This is a genomic window from Paenibacillus jamilae, from assembly GCF_050482105.1.
Lineage (GTDB): Bacteria > Bacillota > Bacilli > Paenibacillales > Paenibacillaceae > Paenibacillus > Paenibacillus jamilae_B.
Genome location: NZ_JBCNHI010000005.1, coordinates 201,964 through 217,482 on the forward strand (window position 1 = coordinate 201,964; position 15,519 = coordinate 217,482).

General features: G+C 45.9%; 22 protein-coding genes and 1 tRNA gene. 19 read left to right on the top strand and 4 right to left on the bottom strand.

The genetic code is table 11. The features are described 5' to 3' along the window. Positions 1-155: 155 nt before the first annotated feature. The 3 genes from ABEW32_RS04680 (at position 156) to ABEW32_RS04690 (ending at position 2,343) form a co-directional block, all read left to right on the top strand. Positions 156-704: a GNAT family N-acetyltransferase gene (locus ABEW32_RS04680; protein ID WP_430185353.1), complete on the top strand. Its 549-nt coding sequence runs from the start codon at positions 156-158 to the stop codon at positions 702-704. A 133-nt stretch (positions 705-837) separates the two neighbouring features. Beyond that, entirely contained in the window at positions 838-1,941 is a 1,104-nt protein-coding gene (locus ABEW32_RS04685) for a glycerol dehydrogenase (RefSeq protein WP_430185145.1), read from the top strand. Positions 1,942-2,127: 186 nt separating this feature from the next. Continuing rightward, positions 2,128-2,343, top strand: a complete 216-nt coding sequence (locus tag ABEW32_RS04690) for a hypothetical protein (RefSeq protein ID WP_013371960.1) — start codon at positions 2,128-2,130, stop codon at positions 2,341-2,343. A gap of 72 nt (positions 2,344-2,415) precedes the next feature. Here ABEW32_RS04690 and ABEW32_RS04695 read toward each other — a convergent pair whose 3' ends face one another. Both ABEW32_RS04695 and ABEW32_RS04700 read right to left on the bottom strand, forming a co-directional pair. Beyond that, positions 2,416-3,447, bottom strand: a complete 1,032-nt coding sequence (locus ABEW32_RS04695) for a glycosyl hydrolase (RefSeq protein ID WP_430185147.1) — start codon at positions 3,445-3,447, stop codon at positions 2,416-2,418. A gap of 29 nt (positions 3,448-3,476) precedes the next feature. Then, the gene (locus tag ABEW32_RS04700) at positions 3,477-3,755 is read right to left on the bottom strand and encodes a hypothetical protein (RefSeq protein ID WP_430185149.1); all 279 of its coding nucleotides are present in this window, start codon (positions 3,753-3,755) and stop codon (positions 3,477-3,479) included. A 352-nt stretch (positions 3,756-4,107) separates the two neighbouring features. Here ABEW32_RS04700 and ABEW32_RS04705 point away from each other — a divergent pair, with 352 nt between their 5' ends. The 3 genes from ABEW32_RS04705 (at position 4,108) to ABEW32_RS04715 (ending at position 4,904) form a co-directional block, all read left to right on the top strand. Next, positions 4,108-4,290 carry a hypothetical protein gene (locus ABEW32_RS04705; RefSeq protein WP_430185152.1) on the top strand — a complete coding sequence of 61 codons (183 nt, stop codon included), beginning with the start codon at positions 4,108-4,110 and terminating at the stop codon, positions 4,288-4,290. A 39-nt stretch (positions 4,291-4,329) separates the two neighbouring features. Further along, positions 4,330-4,656, top strand: coding sequence for a YnfA family protein (locus tag ABEW32_RS04710; RefSeq protein WP_430185355.1), 327 nt, complete (start codon positions 4,330-4,332; stop codon positions 4,654-4,656). Between the two features lie 95 nt (positions 4,657-4,751). Next, a complete protein-coding gene (locus tag ABEW32_RS04715; RefSeq protein ID WP_019688000.1) occupies positions 4,752-4,904 on the top strand; it encodes a hypothetical protein in 153 nt (50 codons plus the stop codon). A 32-nt stretch (positions 4,905-4,936) separates the two neighbouring features. Here the strand turns inward: ABEW32_RS04715 and ABEW32_RS04720 are convergent, their stop codons facing one another. Both ABEW32_RS04720 and ABEW32_RS04725 read right to left on the bottom strand, forming a co-directional pair. Then, positions 4,937-5,128: a hypothetical protein gene (locus ABEW32_RS04720; RefSeq protein WP_430185154.1), complete on the bottom strand. Its 192-nt coding sequence runs from the start codon at positions 5,126-5,128 to the stop codon at positions 4,937-4,939. Positions 5,129-5,254: 126 nt separating this feature from the next. Next, positions 5,255-5,413: a hypothetical protein gene (locus tag ABEW32_RS04725; protein ID WP_013371953.1), complete on the bottom strand. Its 159-nt coding sequence runs from the start codon at positions 5,411-5,413 to the stop codon at positions 5,255-5,257. A gap of 247 nt (positions 5,414-5,660) precedes the next feature. Here ABEW32_RS04725 and ABEW32_RS04730 point away from each other — a divergent pair. The 13 genes from ABEW32_RS04730 (at position 5,661) to ABEW32_RS04790 (ending at position 15,518) form a co-directional block, all read left to right on the top strand. Beyond that, positions 5,661-5,746: transfer RNA gene (locus ABEW32_RS04730), tRNA-Leu, on the top strand. Between the two features lie 142 nt (positions 5,747-5,888). After that, positions 5,889-6,839: a tyrosine-type recombinase/integrase gene (locus tag ABEW32_RS04735; protein WP_430185156.1), complete on the top strand. Its 951-nt coding sequence runs from the start codon at positions 5,889-5,891 to the stop codon at positions 6,837-6,839. A gap of 825 nt (positions 6,840-7,664) precedes the next feature. Beyond that, a complete protein-coding gene (locus ABEW32_RS04740) occupies positions 7,665-8,018 on the top strand; it encodes a PDDEXK family nuclease (RefSeq protein WP_430185158.1) in 354 nt (117 codons plus the stop codon). Then, on the top strand, positions 8,015-8,413 hold the full coding sequence (locus ABEW32_RS04745) for a helix-turn-helix domain-containing protein (RefSeq protein ID WP_174820880.1): 399 nt from the start codon (positions 8,015-8,017) through the stop codon (positions 8,411-8,413). Before ABEW32_RS04740 ends, ABEW32_RS04745 begins: the two co-directional genes overlap by 4 nt. Before the next feature lie 266 nt (positions 8,414-8,679). Beyond that, positions 8,680-8,817 carry a hypothetical protein gene (locus ABEW32_RS04750; RefSeq protein ID WP_430185160.1) on the top strand — a complete coding sequence of 46 codons (138 nt, stop codon included), beginning with the start codon at positions 8,680-8,682 and terminating at the stop codon, positions 8,815-8,817. A gap of 396 nt (positions 8,818-9,213) precedes the next feature. Then, positions 9,214-9,387: a hypothetical protein gene (locus ABEW32_RS04755; RefSeq protein WP_430185163.1), complete on the top strand. Its 174-nt coding sequence runs from the start codon at positions 9,214-9,216 to the stop codon at positions 9,385-9,387. 11 nt (positions 9,388-9,398) lie between these two features. Continuing rightward, positions 9,399-9,581, top strand: coding sequence for a hypothetical protein (locus ABEW32_RS04760; protein WP_430185164.1), 183 nt, complete (start codon positions 9,399-9,401; stop codon positions 9,579-9,581). Between the two features lie 104 nt (positions 9,582-9,685). Then, positions 9,686-10,012, top strand: a complete 327-nt coding sequence (locus tag ABEW32_RS04765) for a hypothetical protein (protein ID WP_430185166.1) — start codon at positions 9,686-9,688, stop codon at positions 10,010-10,012. 1,035 nt (positions 10,013-11,047) lie between these two features. Then, positions 11,048-11,458 (top strand): hypothetical protein, encoded by a 411-nt coding sequence (locus ABEW32_RS04770; protein ID WP_430185168.1) that lies wholly within the window; start codon positions 11,048-11,050, stop codon positions 11,456-11,458. A 254-nt stretch (positions 11,459-11,712) separates the two neighbouring features. After that, entirely contained in the window at positions 11,713-12,339 is a 627-nt protein-coding gene (locus tag ABEW32_RS04775; protein WP_430185170.1) for a P-loop NTPase family protein, read from the top strand. A gap of 219 nt (positions 12,340-12,558) precedes the next feature. After that, positions 12,559-13,944: an AAA family ATPase gene (locus tag ABEW32_RS04780; RefSeq protein ID WP_430185172.1), complete on the top strand. Its 1,386-nt coding sequence runs from the start codon at positions 12,559-12,561 to the stop codon at positions 13,942-13,944. Positions 13,945-14,007: 63 nt separating this feature from the next. After that, positions 14,008-14,517, top strand: coding sequence for a helix-turn-helix domain-containing protein (locus ABEW32_RS04785; RefSeq protein WP_430185174.1), 510 nt, complete (start codon positions 14,008-14,010; stop codon positions 14,515-14,517). Between the two features lie 23 nt (positions 14,518-14,540). Then, positions 14,541-15,518 carry a toprim domain-containing protein gene (locus ABEW32_RS04790; protein ID WP_430185176.1) on the top strand — a complete coding sequence of 326 codons (978 nt, stop codon included), beginning with the start codon at positions 14,541-14,543 and terminating at the stop codon, positions 15,516-15,518. The last annotated feature ends 1 nt before the right edge of the window (position 15,519 follow it).

Consider the following 15,519-nt stretch of genomic DNA (forward strand, 5'->3'; position numbering starts at 1 on the left):
ACGAGACCTTGCAACTGCAAGGTCTTTTTGTGTATCACACTATAACAATTGTAATGATTTGGTTGTGTTAGGTAGGTTTATTTTGTAAAATTTAAACATTGAATCTTAAGGGAGAGCTTATAGGGTGCACAATTCATACTAGGAGCTGAAGGGTCATTAAAATCGAAAATTTATTTTATGGGGAACGAATAAAACTGGCGGCAGTCAGGGAAGAAGATGCGGAAGTGATGTTCAAATGGGGTGAGGATGCCAAGTATTTGCGCAATGTAGATACGGATTTGGCAATTCCTTACACGTTGAAACAGATGGAGTCAGAAGGATCTCCTAGCTCTAACGAGGTCTATTTTCGATTAAGAACGTTGGCAGATGATGTCTTGATCGGTTTTGTTGCTATTCATGGGATTGAGTGGAATAACCGCTGCGGGCAGCTGGCAATAGGTATAGGTAATACGGATTACCGTGGCAAGGGTTATGGAGCAGAAGCTCTACGTCTTATTCTTCGTTATGCGTTTTATGAGCTAAACCTAAATCGGATCGGTTTGGATGTGATTGAGTACAATACACAAGCGATCCGTACCTATGAGCAGGCAGGGTTCCAGCTGGAGGGTAGAGTTCGTTCCGCTGTTCTTCGTGATGGCAATAGCTATGATCGCATCATGATGGGCATCCTGTACTCTGAATGGATTTCGACTCTTCAAGTGTAATAGATACACAATTTGTTCATAATATATTCCATAATAAGCCTTTTAATAATATGGAAAGAGGTTTATAGTTAAGGGGTCACATGCCCAAATCATTATTAATTTGAGTATGAGTCAAAGTTGAGGAGGAATTTACATGGCAAACGTTGTAAGGTCCGTTACTTCACCCAAGAAATTTATTTCTGGACAAAATCTGCTCTCGTCGTTAAATGACTATATCAAGGATTATGGTGATAAAGCCTATGTTATTTGCGATGAGTTTATACTTGAAAGGGCCCAAAAGGAGGCAGGTGCTTCGATTGAAGCAGCTGGTAACCAGGTGGTCTTCGAAAAATTCCAATATGAATGTACAAAAGAAGAGATTGATCGTAACCGTGAATTAGTACGTAAACATGGTTCGAACATCATTATAGGGATTGGCGGGGGAAAAACGCTGGATACAGCCAAGGCAACAGCCTATTATGAAAAACTGCCTGTCGTTATTTTCCCAACGATTGCTTCTACAGATGCTCCTTGTACCGCGCTTGCGGTAATTTACAAGAAGGATGGCTCCTTTGATGAATATTTGTTCTTGCCTACGAATCCAGATGTAGTACTTGCGGATACAGGTATTTTGGCAGCGGCGCCTGCACGTTTCTTTGCAGCTGGAATCGGCGATGCATTGGCCACTTATTTTGAAGCTCGTGCCTGCTATCAGGCCAATGGGGACAATCTAGTGCTGAACAAGCCTTCCACTACAGGCCTGGGACTTGCTCGCCTTTGTTATGATACATTGCTGGAAAATGCTGTGAAGGCCAAACGTGCAGTGGATCGTAAAGTATATACTCGTGCGGTTGAGGATACGATTGAAGCAACCATTTATCTGAGTGGTGTCGGAGCAGAATCAGGTGGATTGGCAGCAGCACATGCTATTCATAATGGCATGACGGCTGTTCCTTCACTTCACAAAGCACAGCACGGTGAGAAAGTTACTTTTGGCTTGTTAACTCAGCTGGTGCTGGAAAATGCACCAAAAGAAGAGCTAGAGACCGTGATTAAGCTGGTTAAGGATGTAGGCCTTCCATTAACACTTCGTGACCTGGGTGTAGAGGAATTTGTTGAGGCTGAATGGCGTCAGGTGGCTGAATCTGCTTGTGCGGCAAATGATACAATGGTCAACATGCCGTTCCCGGTAAGCCCTGATGATGTGTATAATGCAATCATTGCAGCTAATGCGATTGCAGAATCCTATCAAGAATAGTTTCTTTCTAACCACAAAAATGAGTTTACAAAAACGGGCCTGTCATATCACTGACAGACCCGTTTCGTTTACGTGCACTATCCTGTGAAACAAAAGAAGGATACCAGGGACTTATATCCTATCTTGTTCTGACCGATATAGATGTAACAGGGAAATTAGGTTGGTCACACAGCAGGAGGAGATTTGATGTTGGTACATGGTAAAACACGTAGGGGCAACTTGTACATCCATATGTCCAGCGGTTTTCACAAGATTGGGGATTTTCGGGAAGAGTATTCCGTAGCACCAGGTGATCGGCTGATGTCTAGATTAACCAAGCGGATCTACACCATTGTATCTGTACATCTTGGTGAAGAGGCATATGCAGATCTTGATCTTGAAGAGGTAATCAGAAATAGTTAGAGAGCTTCATTTGAATTGGGTTTGAAAAAGCTTGCACTTTGCTCCTAGAAGCAAAATGCAAGCTTTTTTCTTTCAGCGGAGGGACTCATGGAGAAGGTCGCGTGTGATAATATTATTTTGGTTCATAAAATGTCTGATGGTTGCCTGCGAGTTGGTTGCCGACAGTTCCTTACCCCATGTCATGGCATAGGCCCAGGCTGGCTGATTCTTTAGCACTCTTGCGCTTGGCAGGATATCACTTTCTCCAATTCCCATAGGCTTGCCCTGTGCAAGCTTTAGTAATTCAGTGTAGTAGGAGGGTTTGTAATCATTATTATAGATATCGGCTGCAAGCACATCTACCCGGTTAATACCTGGAAAGGACAGATTATAGGGCGTGCTGTATGCGTTAGGGGCATTGGGACTCCAAACCCACAACAGGTTATCTAAATGATGGACATGTACGAATCGATCATACATTAGATCCCATAGCTTAGCGTAATTTTGTTTATTCCCCCACCAAAACCAGTTACCGTTCATTTCATGATAGGGTCTCCATAAAACGGGCACATCCGCGTCTCGCAAGTTCTTAAGGGACAGAGCCACCTCGTCCAAGTCAGCGATGAGTTGTGTATATTGCGGGGTACCTGGCGTGATATAGCGATTAAATTCAGCTTGAGTAATTTTGGCTTGAACGTTTTTCCACGTTTTTGGTTTGCCTGGCAACGCCTGATGAAAGGTGATAGCTACGATTCCGCCGTCCTGGCTCCATTGAATAGCACTATTTACAACACGCTGACGTTGCTCTCGTAAGGCAGTACGGGACTGATTAGCCAACCCTCCAAACTCATAGCCGTGAAGTCCTGCGTATTGTCCGCTGATTTGTTGCAGCTTGTTATTTTGTTCATCCGGTGCCTCTAAATAATCATGTTGTCCGGAAATTAGCATACCATCCGGTACATTGGTCAGGTAGGCAAGTAATTGCCTGGCTTTGGCAGAGGCATGAGCATTAATTGGCGGGGCAGCATCGGCAACAATGAACGATTGTTGAGAGCCGCTGAAGATTAAAACAAGCATTAGCAGTAGCACCCTCTGTAACCAAAAGCGTGTTGAGTGAGATTTCATGGCGCTCCTCCTTTGATGCTGGTAGTGGGTTAGTATTTTTCTTTTTGTTTTCTAAGTTGTATGTAGGCGCTAATCATGATCAGTATCAGAGTCATCAGGGACCACCCATTAAACTCCTGCGGATATATCCAATTGTTCCATACAAGGAAGCCAGCTAGTAAAACAAGCAAACCCATTGTAAGGTACATTTTGGTCTGTGCTGGACGTGTGGTACGTTTAGAAACCCAATGTATGATGCCTAGAATAATGGCTGCCTGAAATAAAAATATACCCATTATCATTAAACTAGCTATAAAAATAGGGGACATCCGTATCCTCCTCCTAGATCTACAAACAGAATATGCAGGTTGTAAGTGGGATGTGGATTCTTGGATGTAAGTTTCATTACAAATTAAGTAACCAGTTGTACTCTGGTGCGATCCTAAACAAGTTGACTAAATTATACCATAACTACCGTCCTGCAATGGAAGGCGTCTAAATACCCACTCTTCCTTGATTCGTCATCATACTTTATATTCAGTGGAATATCGACATGTTGATTTATACACTACATACATACGAAGCTCCATTCGGAATTTCGGTAAAATATAAGTATAGACCAACGCGAAATCGAAGGAAAAGTTTGGTATGATTAAAGTGGATTGCAAAGGAGGCCTTCATATGAATGAAGAAAATAGACCGTTTTCTAGTCCAGCAGATGCTGAGGGAACCAAAGCCAACTTTGATGCCAATCAGCGAAAGCTTCACTCCGAGGGAGCTCCCAGCCTTTGGCGTCAGGTCAGTAATCTGCTTATTCTGGTTGGTGTAATTGCATTAATTATTATTATAGGTCGATTACTTTAATGAGATGACCGAAAAGTCAAAAGTTTAGGATGTGAGATGGTGCTAAAGGCAGCTTTACTTTTTATTTTGGCTGGCATTGCTGAAATCGGAGGTGGATATTTAATATGGCAATGGCTGCGAGAAGGCAAGACATGGTATGTCGGACTTTGCGGTGGCGTGATTTTAGCTATCTACGGAGTCATTGCTACCTTTCAAGTTTTCTCCTCCTTTGGGCGTGTATATGCAGCATACGGAGGTGTCTTTATTGTTCTTTCCATTGCATGGGGCTGGTGGATTGATAAAAAGACACCTGACTTGTACGATTTCATTGGTGGATTGATTTGTTTGGTAGGGATAATTGTAATTCTATTACCACGCTCCGGATGATAGGACAAAAAACCCTTTTTTATTTTTAAAAACATGACTATAGGTCTACAAAAACAAGCTTCATATTCCGAAATAGAACTTAAGGAGGGGGTTCTATGAACTGGAATCAAATGAAGCTTAGATTGAAATTTGGCAGTGCTATGCCGAAGAGTGAAGGTAATTTCTCTTTTGGTCTCTTGTGTGGACTCTTCATCAGCATTGTACTGTGGATCTCAATTATTGGTTGGATCATGCTTATCTTCAAGTGATACTTAACGATCCGTGACCTATCATTCATGCTTTATTTTGTAAAATCATTACGTAGTTTGTTTATTCCACGGTCTATGGCTTCATCAATCATATCAGTAGCTGCGGGTGAATCGGCATCACTGTCAGGAATTCGATCAAATCCTGGCTCACGCTTATCCAGAGATTGTTTATATTCGATTTGATCGTCAGTAGGACTCTTTTTTTCGGAGTTATGTTTTTTCATTGCGCATAACACGCTCCTTCTTAGGCATGATCAGTTCTACACTTTACATAAACGTTTATGTTCCATATTAAACGCTTATAAAATAAAACCGGGAAGGATAAATCCCGCCCGGTACTCTCCAAACAACTAGCGATGCTCAATTAAATCAATCGCTCCCAGAACAACATGAGCCAGTCCGAAACCGAGAATGCCTGTAGCGGCAAGTTTGTACTTACTGCTCAGCAACACAGCGCCTGAAGCCGATACTACCGTCCCAAGAACAGTTGGAATCATACCTTCACGCATTCGTAACACCCCTTCTGGTGGTTTGGAAAGACGTTTATTAGTGTAGTTCAAATGTGCGCAAGTTATACAAAAAGAGAATTTTTATTATTTTTTAAAAAAACACTTTACAATTTGATGAAAATATCGTATTATAAGTTGGTGCCCGGTTGAACGACATTTACATAGCGAGAACACTTCTTAATAAGCAAGCTTCTCAGATACTTGTAAGAAAGAACAAGTTAGTGTAAAATAGCGTTCCTAAATGCTTGCCGGGGTGGCGGAATTGGCAGACGCACAGGACTTAAAATCCTGCGGTAGGTGACTACCGTACCGGTTCGATCCCGGTCCTCGGCATATCAACGTTTTACCCCGATCACATCAGCGTTAAATGAACGAAAATAACGCGAGGTCCTGTGTATCTGTAACGGAGCAATCCGCAGGTACACAGGACCAACGAAGCGCCTCACCGTTAACATGCGGAGGAGGCGTTTTTGTTTTGGCAAGATTACGAAGTATAAAACCTACGGCTGGCAACCGAACGGATTGGCGTCAGCTTCTCACGGAGTTCCTAGCGTATAAGAAGCTAGAGGACGGAGTCGGTCAGTATACGCTGGACGACTACGATCGAACCGTTAATCTATTATTCAAGCGGTTTCCCAACGCATGGGACTCGGAGCAAGCGTTGAGAGATGCGGTAATGGAGCATCTAGCGCAAGACATCGCACCACCAACGTTTAACAATAGACTCGTTTACTTGCGCACGTTCTTTAACTATTGTATAAGTGAGGGCGAATTATCTACGAACCCACTCGCAACTATGAAGAAACGCAAGACAGAAGACCGAGCGGTCTCTGTCGAGGTAGACGTACTTAATGCGTTGTTGGCCGCGCCTAACCAGAACACATTTGTCGGTCTACGCGACTATACGCTCATTCTTTTAACGCTAGATACAGGCATCCGTCCATCGGAGGGTACGAAGCTAATACCGCAGGATTTTAACGCATCTTTGCGGGAAATTTACGTGCCGGCGAAGGTTGCGAAAGGCCGTGTTGCGCGGACGCTTCCTATATCGGAGACTACAACGAAGGCACTGCGGAAACTAATATCAGTGCGTGCGCCTGAATGGGGCGATGATATTCCCATATTCTGCTCGTATGAGGGGCGGCCGCTCAACCGCCATACGTGGGGAGACCGGATAGAGATATACTGCAAAAAGATCGGAACACATATCCGACCGTATGATTTACGGCATGTATTCGCGTTGGAGTTCCTTCGTAACGGGGCGAACGCCTTCGCTACGCAGCGAGCTTTAGGTCACGCTACAATGGAAATGACACGGCGCTACGTGGCGCTTGTAAACAGTGATTTAAAAGCGGAACACGAGAAGGCCAGTCCGGTCGATCGGTTAGTTAAAAGTACGAAGGCAAAACGAAATACGAAAATATAAAACGTATGTGCGTAACGCTCATCTCTTCGGAGGTGGGCGTTATTTTTTTTTTTTGCGTAAAAGTGTGCGGATTGAGAATTGACTGTAGATAAAACAGTATAAGGCAAAGGGAAAGGAGACGAAAACATGGCGAGAGGAAAGCGCGTAGAGATCGTAAAGATAATCGTAGACGGTGCGGAGGTTGACGCTAAGGCGTGTACGAAGTGCTGCGAGGTTAAAGCGTTGACATGCTTTAATAAACACGCAGCGTGTCCAGACGGTAGTCAACCTTATTGTCGAGAGTGCCAAAAGAGAGTGGCCCGTGAGAGGACCGAGCAAAGTGCTAGGAGCTCGGGTAAAATCGCCAGAGTACTTACCAAGCGTACCGCTGAGTCTTACAAAAAAGAGGTTAATGCCCTTACAGAAGGGGAGTATATGGTAGTCGGGAGCTACTGCGGTAGTAAAAAGGGGGTAGAGATGTTACATACGGCCTGTGGGAGGACTTGGCTTTCACGCCCAAACAGCTTTATTAGTGGTGGCCAACGCTGCCCCCATTGTTACGGGAACAGCCGTAAGAGTACTGATCAATTTAAGGAGGAAGTGCACAAAGCAGTAGGGGACGAGTACTGTGTGTTGGGCAATTACGTAAACTCAAAAACACGCCTACTAATACAACACACCCTCTGTAATCATGCGTATTTAGTTACGCCAAATATGTTCCTAAGGGGTAAACGTTGTCCACGATGTGAGGAATCACATGGAGAACGTGCTATACGTAACTATCTTTTTGAAACCGGCCTGCTATTTAAAGAGCAAGGAACATATGAAGGCTGCCGGCACAAGAGAGTGCTACCATTTGACTTCATTGTCTATACAAATAAGGGTGATGTAGCAATTGAATATGATGGCGAACACCACTCGATGCCTGTAGATTTCGCAGGTAGGGGAGAAGAATGGGCACGACAGAAGTTTGGAGAGGTGAAGAGAAATGACCGCATCAAAACGGACTACTGTCTCGCTAACGGCATCCCACTCATTCGTATCGACTATACGGAGTTCGATCGCATCGAAGAAATACTCACGCAACGACTTGCGGAATTAGGCGTAACAGGCAAGCGCCTAAACGGAGTCATTGCGCAGGACTCTTCGGAAACATCGTCTAACAACGTAAAATCAATTGCGGAGGAGGACGCAGCATGACCGATACACAACGTCTTGTCAGCGTCGAATCACAAACGGAATATTCCGTCACATCTGGCGCAACCGAAACGCGTATCTTCGTTAAATTTTACGTTGAGGCAGTACGTTCTGGAATGATTGCGGACTTGGGACCAGAACGTCTTCAGACGCTAATCGTACTTGCATCGTATATGGGCGCGGATGGTACCTGCTACCCTACGCAATGGCAGATTGCGAACAGCCTCGGGATTAAGCGGGAGACTGCGGGCAGACGCGTTGCAGCACTCGCGGAGTACCGCTGGAAGGGGCAACCGCTAATTCTGCGCGAGCGAAAACGGCATCCGGAAAGCAAGATATGGGAGAACACAACGTACAAGATACTGCCGATCAGCGGTCTGCGCATTTTCGATAAGTGAGCCAGGTGACGCTAAGCCCACATGGGTCTGAGCTAACACGGATTAGACATCACACTAAGTAGAACCAGTTATTAACTAGAACCATCTTTATAACTAGATTAAACATTACGCGTCGTCATTCGTTCCTCATTCCTAGCGACGTATTAGACCTTACTAATATCTATACGCGTATGAAAATAAGTCGGAGACGACAGTCGACGGCGAGGATGAACGAAGTGAATCGCGAGCTTATATCACTACGCATCTATAAACGGAGGTAATCGCGTATGAAAATAACCGCAGTATTACTCGCATCCGTAACGTTATCTTTCTTCGGTCTCGTCGCGTGTGTAATCGACGCGTATACGTTTCCTCACAAATCGATCGGAGGTGTTTCGCTAAATGAACGTACAACTAACCGCTAATTACGCACTACGCTCAGACGGTACGCAGTTTATCGTTAGTCAACGCAAGATTGTCGACCCTACGAAAGCGCCCGGTTATAAAGCGGTCGAGGGTGCGCCAGCTCCGGAACTCCGCGATCGTTGGGACGACGTGGCTTATTATCCGCTCAACGCGGTCGGTCTCCATGTGGCGCTCGATTCGGTCCGAGTTAGATCGGCGGTGGCCGCTGCGAATTCTGCGGAAACTTTAGCGGATTTTATGGCAATCTTGTCCGCGGAGACGGCCGAGTTGGTTGCGGCTATAAACGCAGCGGGATCGCTTGATTTTACCGTCAAATTAGGCGCGTAACGGTTAGGCGAGGGTGTTCGGTAGGGTAACGAGTAAAGGCGCTAATTTAACGTAAAGGAGACGGGCAAATGATACGCGTAGGAAAACCGATGGCACAAAATACATTCGTAGTTTACGTAGGGACCGAGATCAAGGAGGTTGTTTACGCTAAGTCTCGTGGACAGGCAGGCGAGTGGGCGCAACGTAAATACGGTTCGCAGGCGTACGTGTTTGAGAACGTCCATGCGCTTGATATTACGTAGGGGGTGACGGCGTGAGTTGGAGGTGGGAGTATGTTGTTTACGAGATGCGCAAAGGATTGTTCGGTCGCACAAAGGAACGGAGATTGCGTGTTTTTAATGACCGAACTGATGCAGATGGATACGTAACTAATTATCTCAAGCTAAGCCCGGACGCAATTATCCGTGTACAGCGGCAGTTACCGTGGTGGGACTAAGAAAGGCGAGGTTGAACGAAGCATGAACAACGGAAAGCTAGAAACGGTCGACGATATCCTCGAATGGTATCGCGACAATAAAAACACGGAGGGAGTCAACGTAAATGTCAAACGTTAATAAACCGGTAATACTTGCGGAGGTTGCGGATGCGATTGAGGAGCTGCGTGGGGAGGGCGTGGGTAATCGCGGCATTCTATTGCGTAGCGAGCAGATCGGTAATCCGTACTACACGGCATTGGTTTCGATTTCTTATGATACGTTGATGGCCGCTTTGATCAACGGTTATGAACGTGAGTTGACGGAGGAACAACGTAAACACGATGCTCTTAGGGAGGTGTACTTCGACCTCCTCGGAACCGAATTTGCGTCGGGAATTAACTACGCGTTGACCACCCTCGGTGTAGCTGTTAGCGGGGTGAACGCCGAGTGATCTGGTTACACACCGTAGGAAGGACGCTAACAACGGCATCTATGCTCTCGGTATTCGTGTGCGCAGTTGTAGGGAGCGGAAATAGCGTACTCGTATCAGTAGGCGCATTATTCGTGGGATGTGTCCTCTCGGACTTGTCCGTATGAAGACCGATTTCTACCGTCACTTTACCGTGATAATAGACGACGTTGACGTTCCGGAATGCTGTCGTACTCTACGTACGGAAAACCGCTATTTGCCCACGATTTTAACGGAGCTAGGCGTGTTCCCATCCGTGGATCAGATACGGCGGAATAGGCGGGATTTGATGCGAGAGGTTAACGAGAATGAGTGTATACGGATAGGACGAAAAGTGATCGATATTTACGAAAAAATGATATCGTAAGGAAACTAGAAAAGGACGGAGAATAAGAGAGATTGGAAATCGAATAGGTTGTGGAAATCTGTACTAGTAGGGGAAAACCTTTTATGAACTCGGATGAACCTGAGTGAACTTGGATGAACCTGAGTGATTTAATTCCCCGAATGTTTACATCAATGCCGATCTAGTACTATCCGGCAAATCGTCGAATTTGCGGTTTTTCAAATTACACTAGTCCCTATAGAATAGGAGGTACCAGGCGCAGTGATGTTAGTGGGTAAAAAACGTCGAAATCTTCATGAAATGAAAACGTAAGAAAACGGAAGGAAATTGGAGAGATAACGAGGTCTGATTGTTTTTATCACTAGAGTAAATCAAACCTCGTTCTAGTAAATGTTGAAATATTATATTCACATGTTGATATTATTCTACTAAATCCCTTAATCTAACTTATTCAGCCTTGAAAATAAAGAATCGCCAATTTTGCGGTTTGTGTCTGACTTACATCCTCAAGTTATAATGTAGGAGCCATGTGGAGGAAAATGCGAAATTAGTTCATTTATAGAGGCAGCCCCCTGATATAGAGGCAGTCCCCTGGCGAGTTCTTCTTTAAAATCGCGTATTCTACACTTCTCTCAGTTTTCCTAATTATACAAAATAGCAAAGGAGGTGCTATGGTGGTTACTAAAGCAAAGAAGCCGAAAATTGACCGCACAGACTGGCGCTCATTGCCTCACTCACAATGGAACGTACGAACCGTTCACGCAATGTTCGCCGAATTAAATCGAGAGCACTTCGGAGTCGAAACGTACCTACCGATGCGTAACTGGGGTTTCGAGCAAGGCGTAATTAAACGTGCTTTGGCGGAACACGGAGCAGACGTTTTACACGAGGCTTTCACGTTAATCTTCCGTGAATATAAGCCTACGCCGGACTATCCGATACTAACGGCAGGATTCGCAATCAGCTACCGTTTAAACACGGTAATTCCCCGTATCCTTGCGGACAGGCAGCGCAAGGAAAAAGCGGAGAAGACCGTAGTTAATGGCGGGATGGCTGCGGAGGAAATTGCGAGTTGGCTTTAACACATCCTGACGACTATGTCAAGAAATTTACACACCATGTCTATTTTTGTTTCATATTTTCAAAAATCTGCTAGACTAAATATGTAAGGAGGAACGCAATGTCTAACGCAGACAAGTGCAAACTAGCGTCCCACTGCTCGCAAGCCGGCGGACCAAGATGCAATAATCTCTGTTCGTCCTGGATCGCAGTCCACGGATTCAATGGCGCGGGTGGACGGATTGCAGCGGCAAACGTACCGAAAGAGTACGCAGGCGTGACGCTCCAAAACTCTCCGGCAAGAGAGGATCAGGCGGAGGCTTATAAACTTATCGACGCGTACGTTAACACGTTCAAGCGTCAATTCAATATTGCGGAAGAGCGTATAAAATCGCTATATCTCTATTCGGAATCTCCCGGCACCGGAAAAACTACGTCGGCGAGCGCAATATTACACGAGTACATCGTGCGACATTATATCGGATCGCTCCAGCGGGACAGGCAGCCGCTGGAAAGGTGCGCATACTTTCTCGATGTTAACGCTTGGCAAACGTTATTCCTCGGGTTCAATCGATCGCATGTACCAGCCGAGACAGCCGAACGCCATGCCGCCGAGTATTACGCAATGGAATCACGCGCCAAAGTGACGCCATTCGTAGTCTTGGACGATATAGGCGTACGGTCGGCAACCGATGCGTTTCGTGCAGATTTACACAGTATCGTCAATTACCGCACGGCGAACGGATTACCGACGGCGTATACGTCTAACGTAGCGATCGATGACTTGAATACGGTGTTTGACGCAAGATTGGCGGATCGTGTTCGGGATATGTGCGCAGTGGTTCCGTTTGTTGGCGGGAGTAAACGGGGAATAAGGAACGGAAATCGGAGTAAAACGGCGTAAAAACGAGCATTGGTGAGCGCTAAGAATATAGACACATAAATGTCACTTTTGTTCGACAAATATAGACATAAATTCGTTCGCATTTTAACTACTTATTTCCTAAATACGTCCAATAAGTGGTACTCTTTTCCGGTTATGTCGAAAGTGCATTATGGTAAAATCGTCCTATTTGGTGTTTGACGCGCTTTGTTATTTAGATGTAAAACAGGAGGTGTAGGTATGAGTGTGTATGAGGAGCAACTGCTGTCAAAGATTGTCGATACAGGTGACGTTAAAGCGTTAACTCGCTTCGGCATTGCCCGCACAGATTTCTCGACAGCGGGAGGGCGTCAAGCGTATGACTTTGTACTCGCGTATGCCGACTCAAACGAAGGTAAGGTCCCGTCCTACGCAACTCTAACCGCAGAGTGTCCCGATATAACGTATATACCGGGCGTGACAGATAGCTTCGAGTACCTTACGCGAGGCATAAAGGAAGCGGCCGCACGGCGTATGATACTCGAAAAAGTTAACGGCTATGTAGACGTAGAAACGGGACGTAAGTACGAGTCGGAGTTTGCACAGAAATTTGGCGAATTATCGGCTGAAGATTTCGGGAATTACTTGCGGAAAATGGCAGATGGCATTACAATGAGAACAAGCGTTCGTAACCAAAAGGCAACGGACGTGAAACTAGACTTCGAGAAGTTCCTAACGGAGTATCAAGCGCGTAAATCCGGTGAGTCTTTTCGCATATGGAAATCCGCGTTTCCTTACATTAATACGCAAATTGGCGGGTATTTTTCGTCAAATCTTTATACTTTTTATGCTCGATCGGGTCGGGGCAAGTCCGTTATCGTCATGGTTGAAGCGTTAGAGGCTGCGATTCAAGGCGCAACGGTACTCGTATGGGCGCTAGAGATGTCCCGTTATGAATGGCTTGCGAGAGCCTACTCGTACCTTAGCGCTAGGGCTGGCGTGTTCAATGCTAATTTTGATGGGGCTGATTACGCGGCGGGCTTTGACAACAAAGCGCTATTGATGGGTAAACTTCCTGAGGAGTCCGAAGCAAGGCTTGTCGAGTGGCTCCGTGAACTAAACGAATCAGTAGCCGGGCGCATCCTCTTACGAGCAACGGACGATGAGGATTTTCGCGATAAGTCCGTACGCCAACTGGAAACGGATATTCTCGAAACTGGTGCGGGTGTGGTAGTCGTCGATCCGATTTACTATATGGATTACGAGGCTAACACGTCTAAAACCGCGGGCGGCGATGCAGCAGCTACATCCAAGAAGTTACGTCTATTAGCTGGGCGCACCAAGAGCGTAATCCTCGTAATTACGCAAGCCGACGAGAATCCGTCCGAAAAAGGCGACGATGGCGTACGTGAGTTGAAACCACCGAAGCGCGCGGAGATCAAGAAGACGAAAGCCGTATTGGAAGACGCCGCAAATACGTTCGGTATCGATACGTTGGCACATGAGGGGCGAGGCGTGATAGAGCTCGGTAAGGGGCGTAATGGTGGCGAGGATGCACGTGTCGAAATCGTATACCTGCCGAATTACGGGATCGTACGCGAGATTCAATCGGTGGAGGATGCGGGGAAGTTTGCGGCTGGATTTTAGCCTGTTTCCTTTTGAGAAACAAAATGTGTTGACTTGGGAAACACATAGGTTTATCATTGCCTTGTGGAAGACGAAAGGGGAATGGTTAACTTGGTAGGCCCAAAAGAACTCGGGAGTTTTGTTAAGAGAATGCGGGAGATCATGAAACTGTCACTGAGGGATGTGTATGACAAGACAGGGATTAGTCCATCACAGCTTAGTAAAATAGAAAGAGGTCTTGTAAAGAACCCTTCTGACGATACATTAAATAAGTTGGCCTACGCATTGAATGTTGATAGATACGAGCTTTTTTTCTATGCGGGTAAAGTGTACCCCGACATGGAAAAAGAGATTGTCGAGAGTATCATAGAGGCAACGAGTAAACCAATCAAGTTCGGGAATACCGAGTTATCCTTTAATATTTCTACAGCTGGAGAAGCTATGACTAACCTTGACTTAAAAGAAGCTATCAAACAATACTCCGAGCATTCGGAAGATGACTTCGACGAGTCAGAAATAGAGGAACTAGTTAAGGAAACGTACGCCGCTTATCAGATACTCGTTCGAAAAATTAGAAACAAAAGAAAGTTTTAATTTGGAAGGAGGGAAATTAGTGGATGATTAACTCGCGCTTTTTACTTGATGTGCTAGAAGAGCACGTATGGGCAGTGTGTCGCATAGACTCGGACAAGTTTATCGCATGTTCACCGTTCCGTGACTCGGACGACACCCCGTCGTTTTTCGTCGATCTACGTGATGGTCCTTATTACGGATGCTGGTTCGACCCAGGCGCGGAAGACCCGGAATGGCGATCGGGCGGGCCCGCTAAGTTAGTCGCATTTTTACGTAACATAACCGAGGAGGAAGCACGCGAATTATTACACCAAGACGGTCGGGACGCTCCGGCCGATTACATAACGCTGCGACTTCAAGGTCCAACGGTAAATAAACGTTCAAAACCGCTCGATAGCGGAATACTTGCCGATTATCAGCGAGTAACATCTACGTATCTATCAGATAGACGTATAACGAACGATATCCAAACGCTGTTTCAAACGGGGTATGACCCACGTGCACGAACGGTAACGTTTCCCTGGTTCGACGCTGCTGGACGCTTAATGAATTTGAAGCACAGAAAAGTCAGAGATAAGACGTTCTGGTATCGTAAAGGTGGTGCGCCCATTCGATCGTTAGTCTACGGTATCCATATCGTTAATCGACGGGGGATTAAGCGCGTACTACTTGTCGAGAGTGAAACGGATTGTTTATATGCGTGGAGCTGCGGAGTGCCTGCGATTGCGGTTGGAGGTTCGTCGTTTACAGCGGAAAAGGCGGATATTATACGGAAGAGTCCGATTGAGGAATTGCTACTCGGCGGAGATAACGACCGTGCTGGCCGTGCTCTACGGGCACAGATACGGGAAAGGCTGGCGTCAAGCTGTGCGCTATATGACGTGAAAATACCGGATGAGTACAAGGATATTAACGATATCCCCGACGCGGAAACGGTGCGAGCGATATGTGACGGGGCTGTGCGCGAGAGTTTTTGCGTAGGAATGCAACTTCCCGTTGGCAAACTGCGTCGAATAATGTAAT

Excerpts from the sequence above, each read along its gene's own strand:
- ABEW32_RS04685 (WP_430185145.1), top strand. The coding sequence starts at position 838 with ATGGCAAACGTTGTAAGGTCCGTTACTTCACCCAAGAAATTTATTTCT.
- ABEW32_RS04690 (WP_013371960.1), top strand. The coding sequence starts at position 2,128 with ATGTTGGTACATGGTAAAACACGTAGGGGCAACTTGTACATCCATATG.
- ABEW32_RS04695 (WP_430185147.1), bottom strand. The coding sequence starts at position 3,447 with ATGAAATCTCACTCAACACGCTTTTGGTTACAGAGGGTGCTACTGCTA.
- ABEW32_RS04700 (WP_430185149.1), bottom strand. The coding sequence starts at position 3,755 with ATGTCCCCTATTTTTATAGCTAGTTTAATGATAATGGGTATATTTTTA.
- ABEW32_RS04705 (WP_430185152.1), top strand. The coding sequence starts at position 4,108 with ATGAATGAAGAAAATAGACCGTTTTCTAGTCCAGCAGATGCTGAGGGA.
- ABEW32_RS04715 (WP_019688000.1), top strand. The coding sequence starts at position 4,752 with ATGAACTGGAATCAAATGAAGCTTAGATTGAAATTTGGCAGTGCTATG.
- ABEW32_RS04720 (WP_430185154.1), bottom strand. The coding sequence starts at position 5,128 with ATGAAAAAACATAACTCCGAAAAAAAGAGTCCTACTGACGATCAAATC.
- ABEW32_RS04725 (WP_013371953.1), bottom strand. The coding sequence starts at position 5,413 with ATGCGTGAAGGTATGATTCCAACTGTTCTTGGGACGGTAGTATCGGCT.
- ABEW32_RS04745 (WP_174820880.1), top strand. The coding sequence starts at position 8,015 with ATGACCGATACACAACGTCTTGTCAGCGTCGAATCACAAACGGAATAT.
- ABEW32_RS04750 (WP_430185160.1), top strand. The coding sequence starts at position 8,680 with ATGAAAATAACCGCAGTATTACTCGCATCCGTAACGTTATCTTTCTTC.
- ABEW32_RS04755 (WP_430185163.1), top strand. The coding sequence starts at position 9,214 with ATGATACGCGTAGGAAAACCGATGGCACAAAATACATTCGTAGTTTAC.
- ABEW32_RS04765 (WP_430185166.1), top strand. The coding sequence starts at position 9,686 with ATGTCAAACGTTAATAAACCGGTAATACTTGCGGAGGTTGCGGATGCG.
- ABEW32_RS04770 (WP_430185168.1), top strand. The coding sequence starts at position 11,048 with ATGGTGGTTACTAAAGCAAAGAAGCCGAAAATTGACCGCACAGACTGG.
- ABEW32_RS04780 (WP_430185172.1), top strand. The coding sequence starts at position 12,559 with ATGAGTGTGTATGAGGAGCAACTGCTGTCAAAGATTGTCGATACAGGT.
- ABEW32_RS04790 (WP_430185176.1), top strand. The coding sequence starts at position 14,541 with ATGATTAACTCGCGCTTTTTACTTGATGTGCTAGAAGAGCACGTATGG.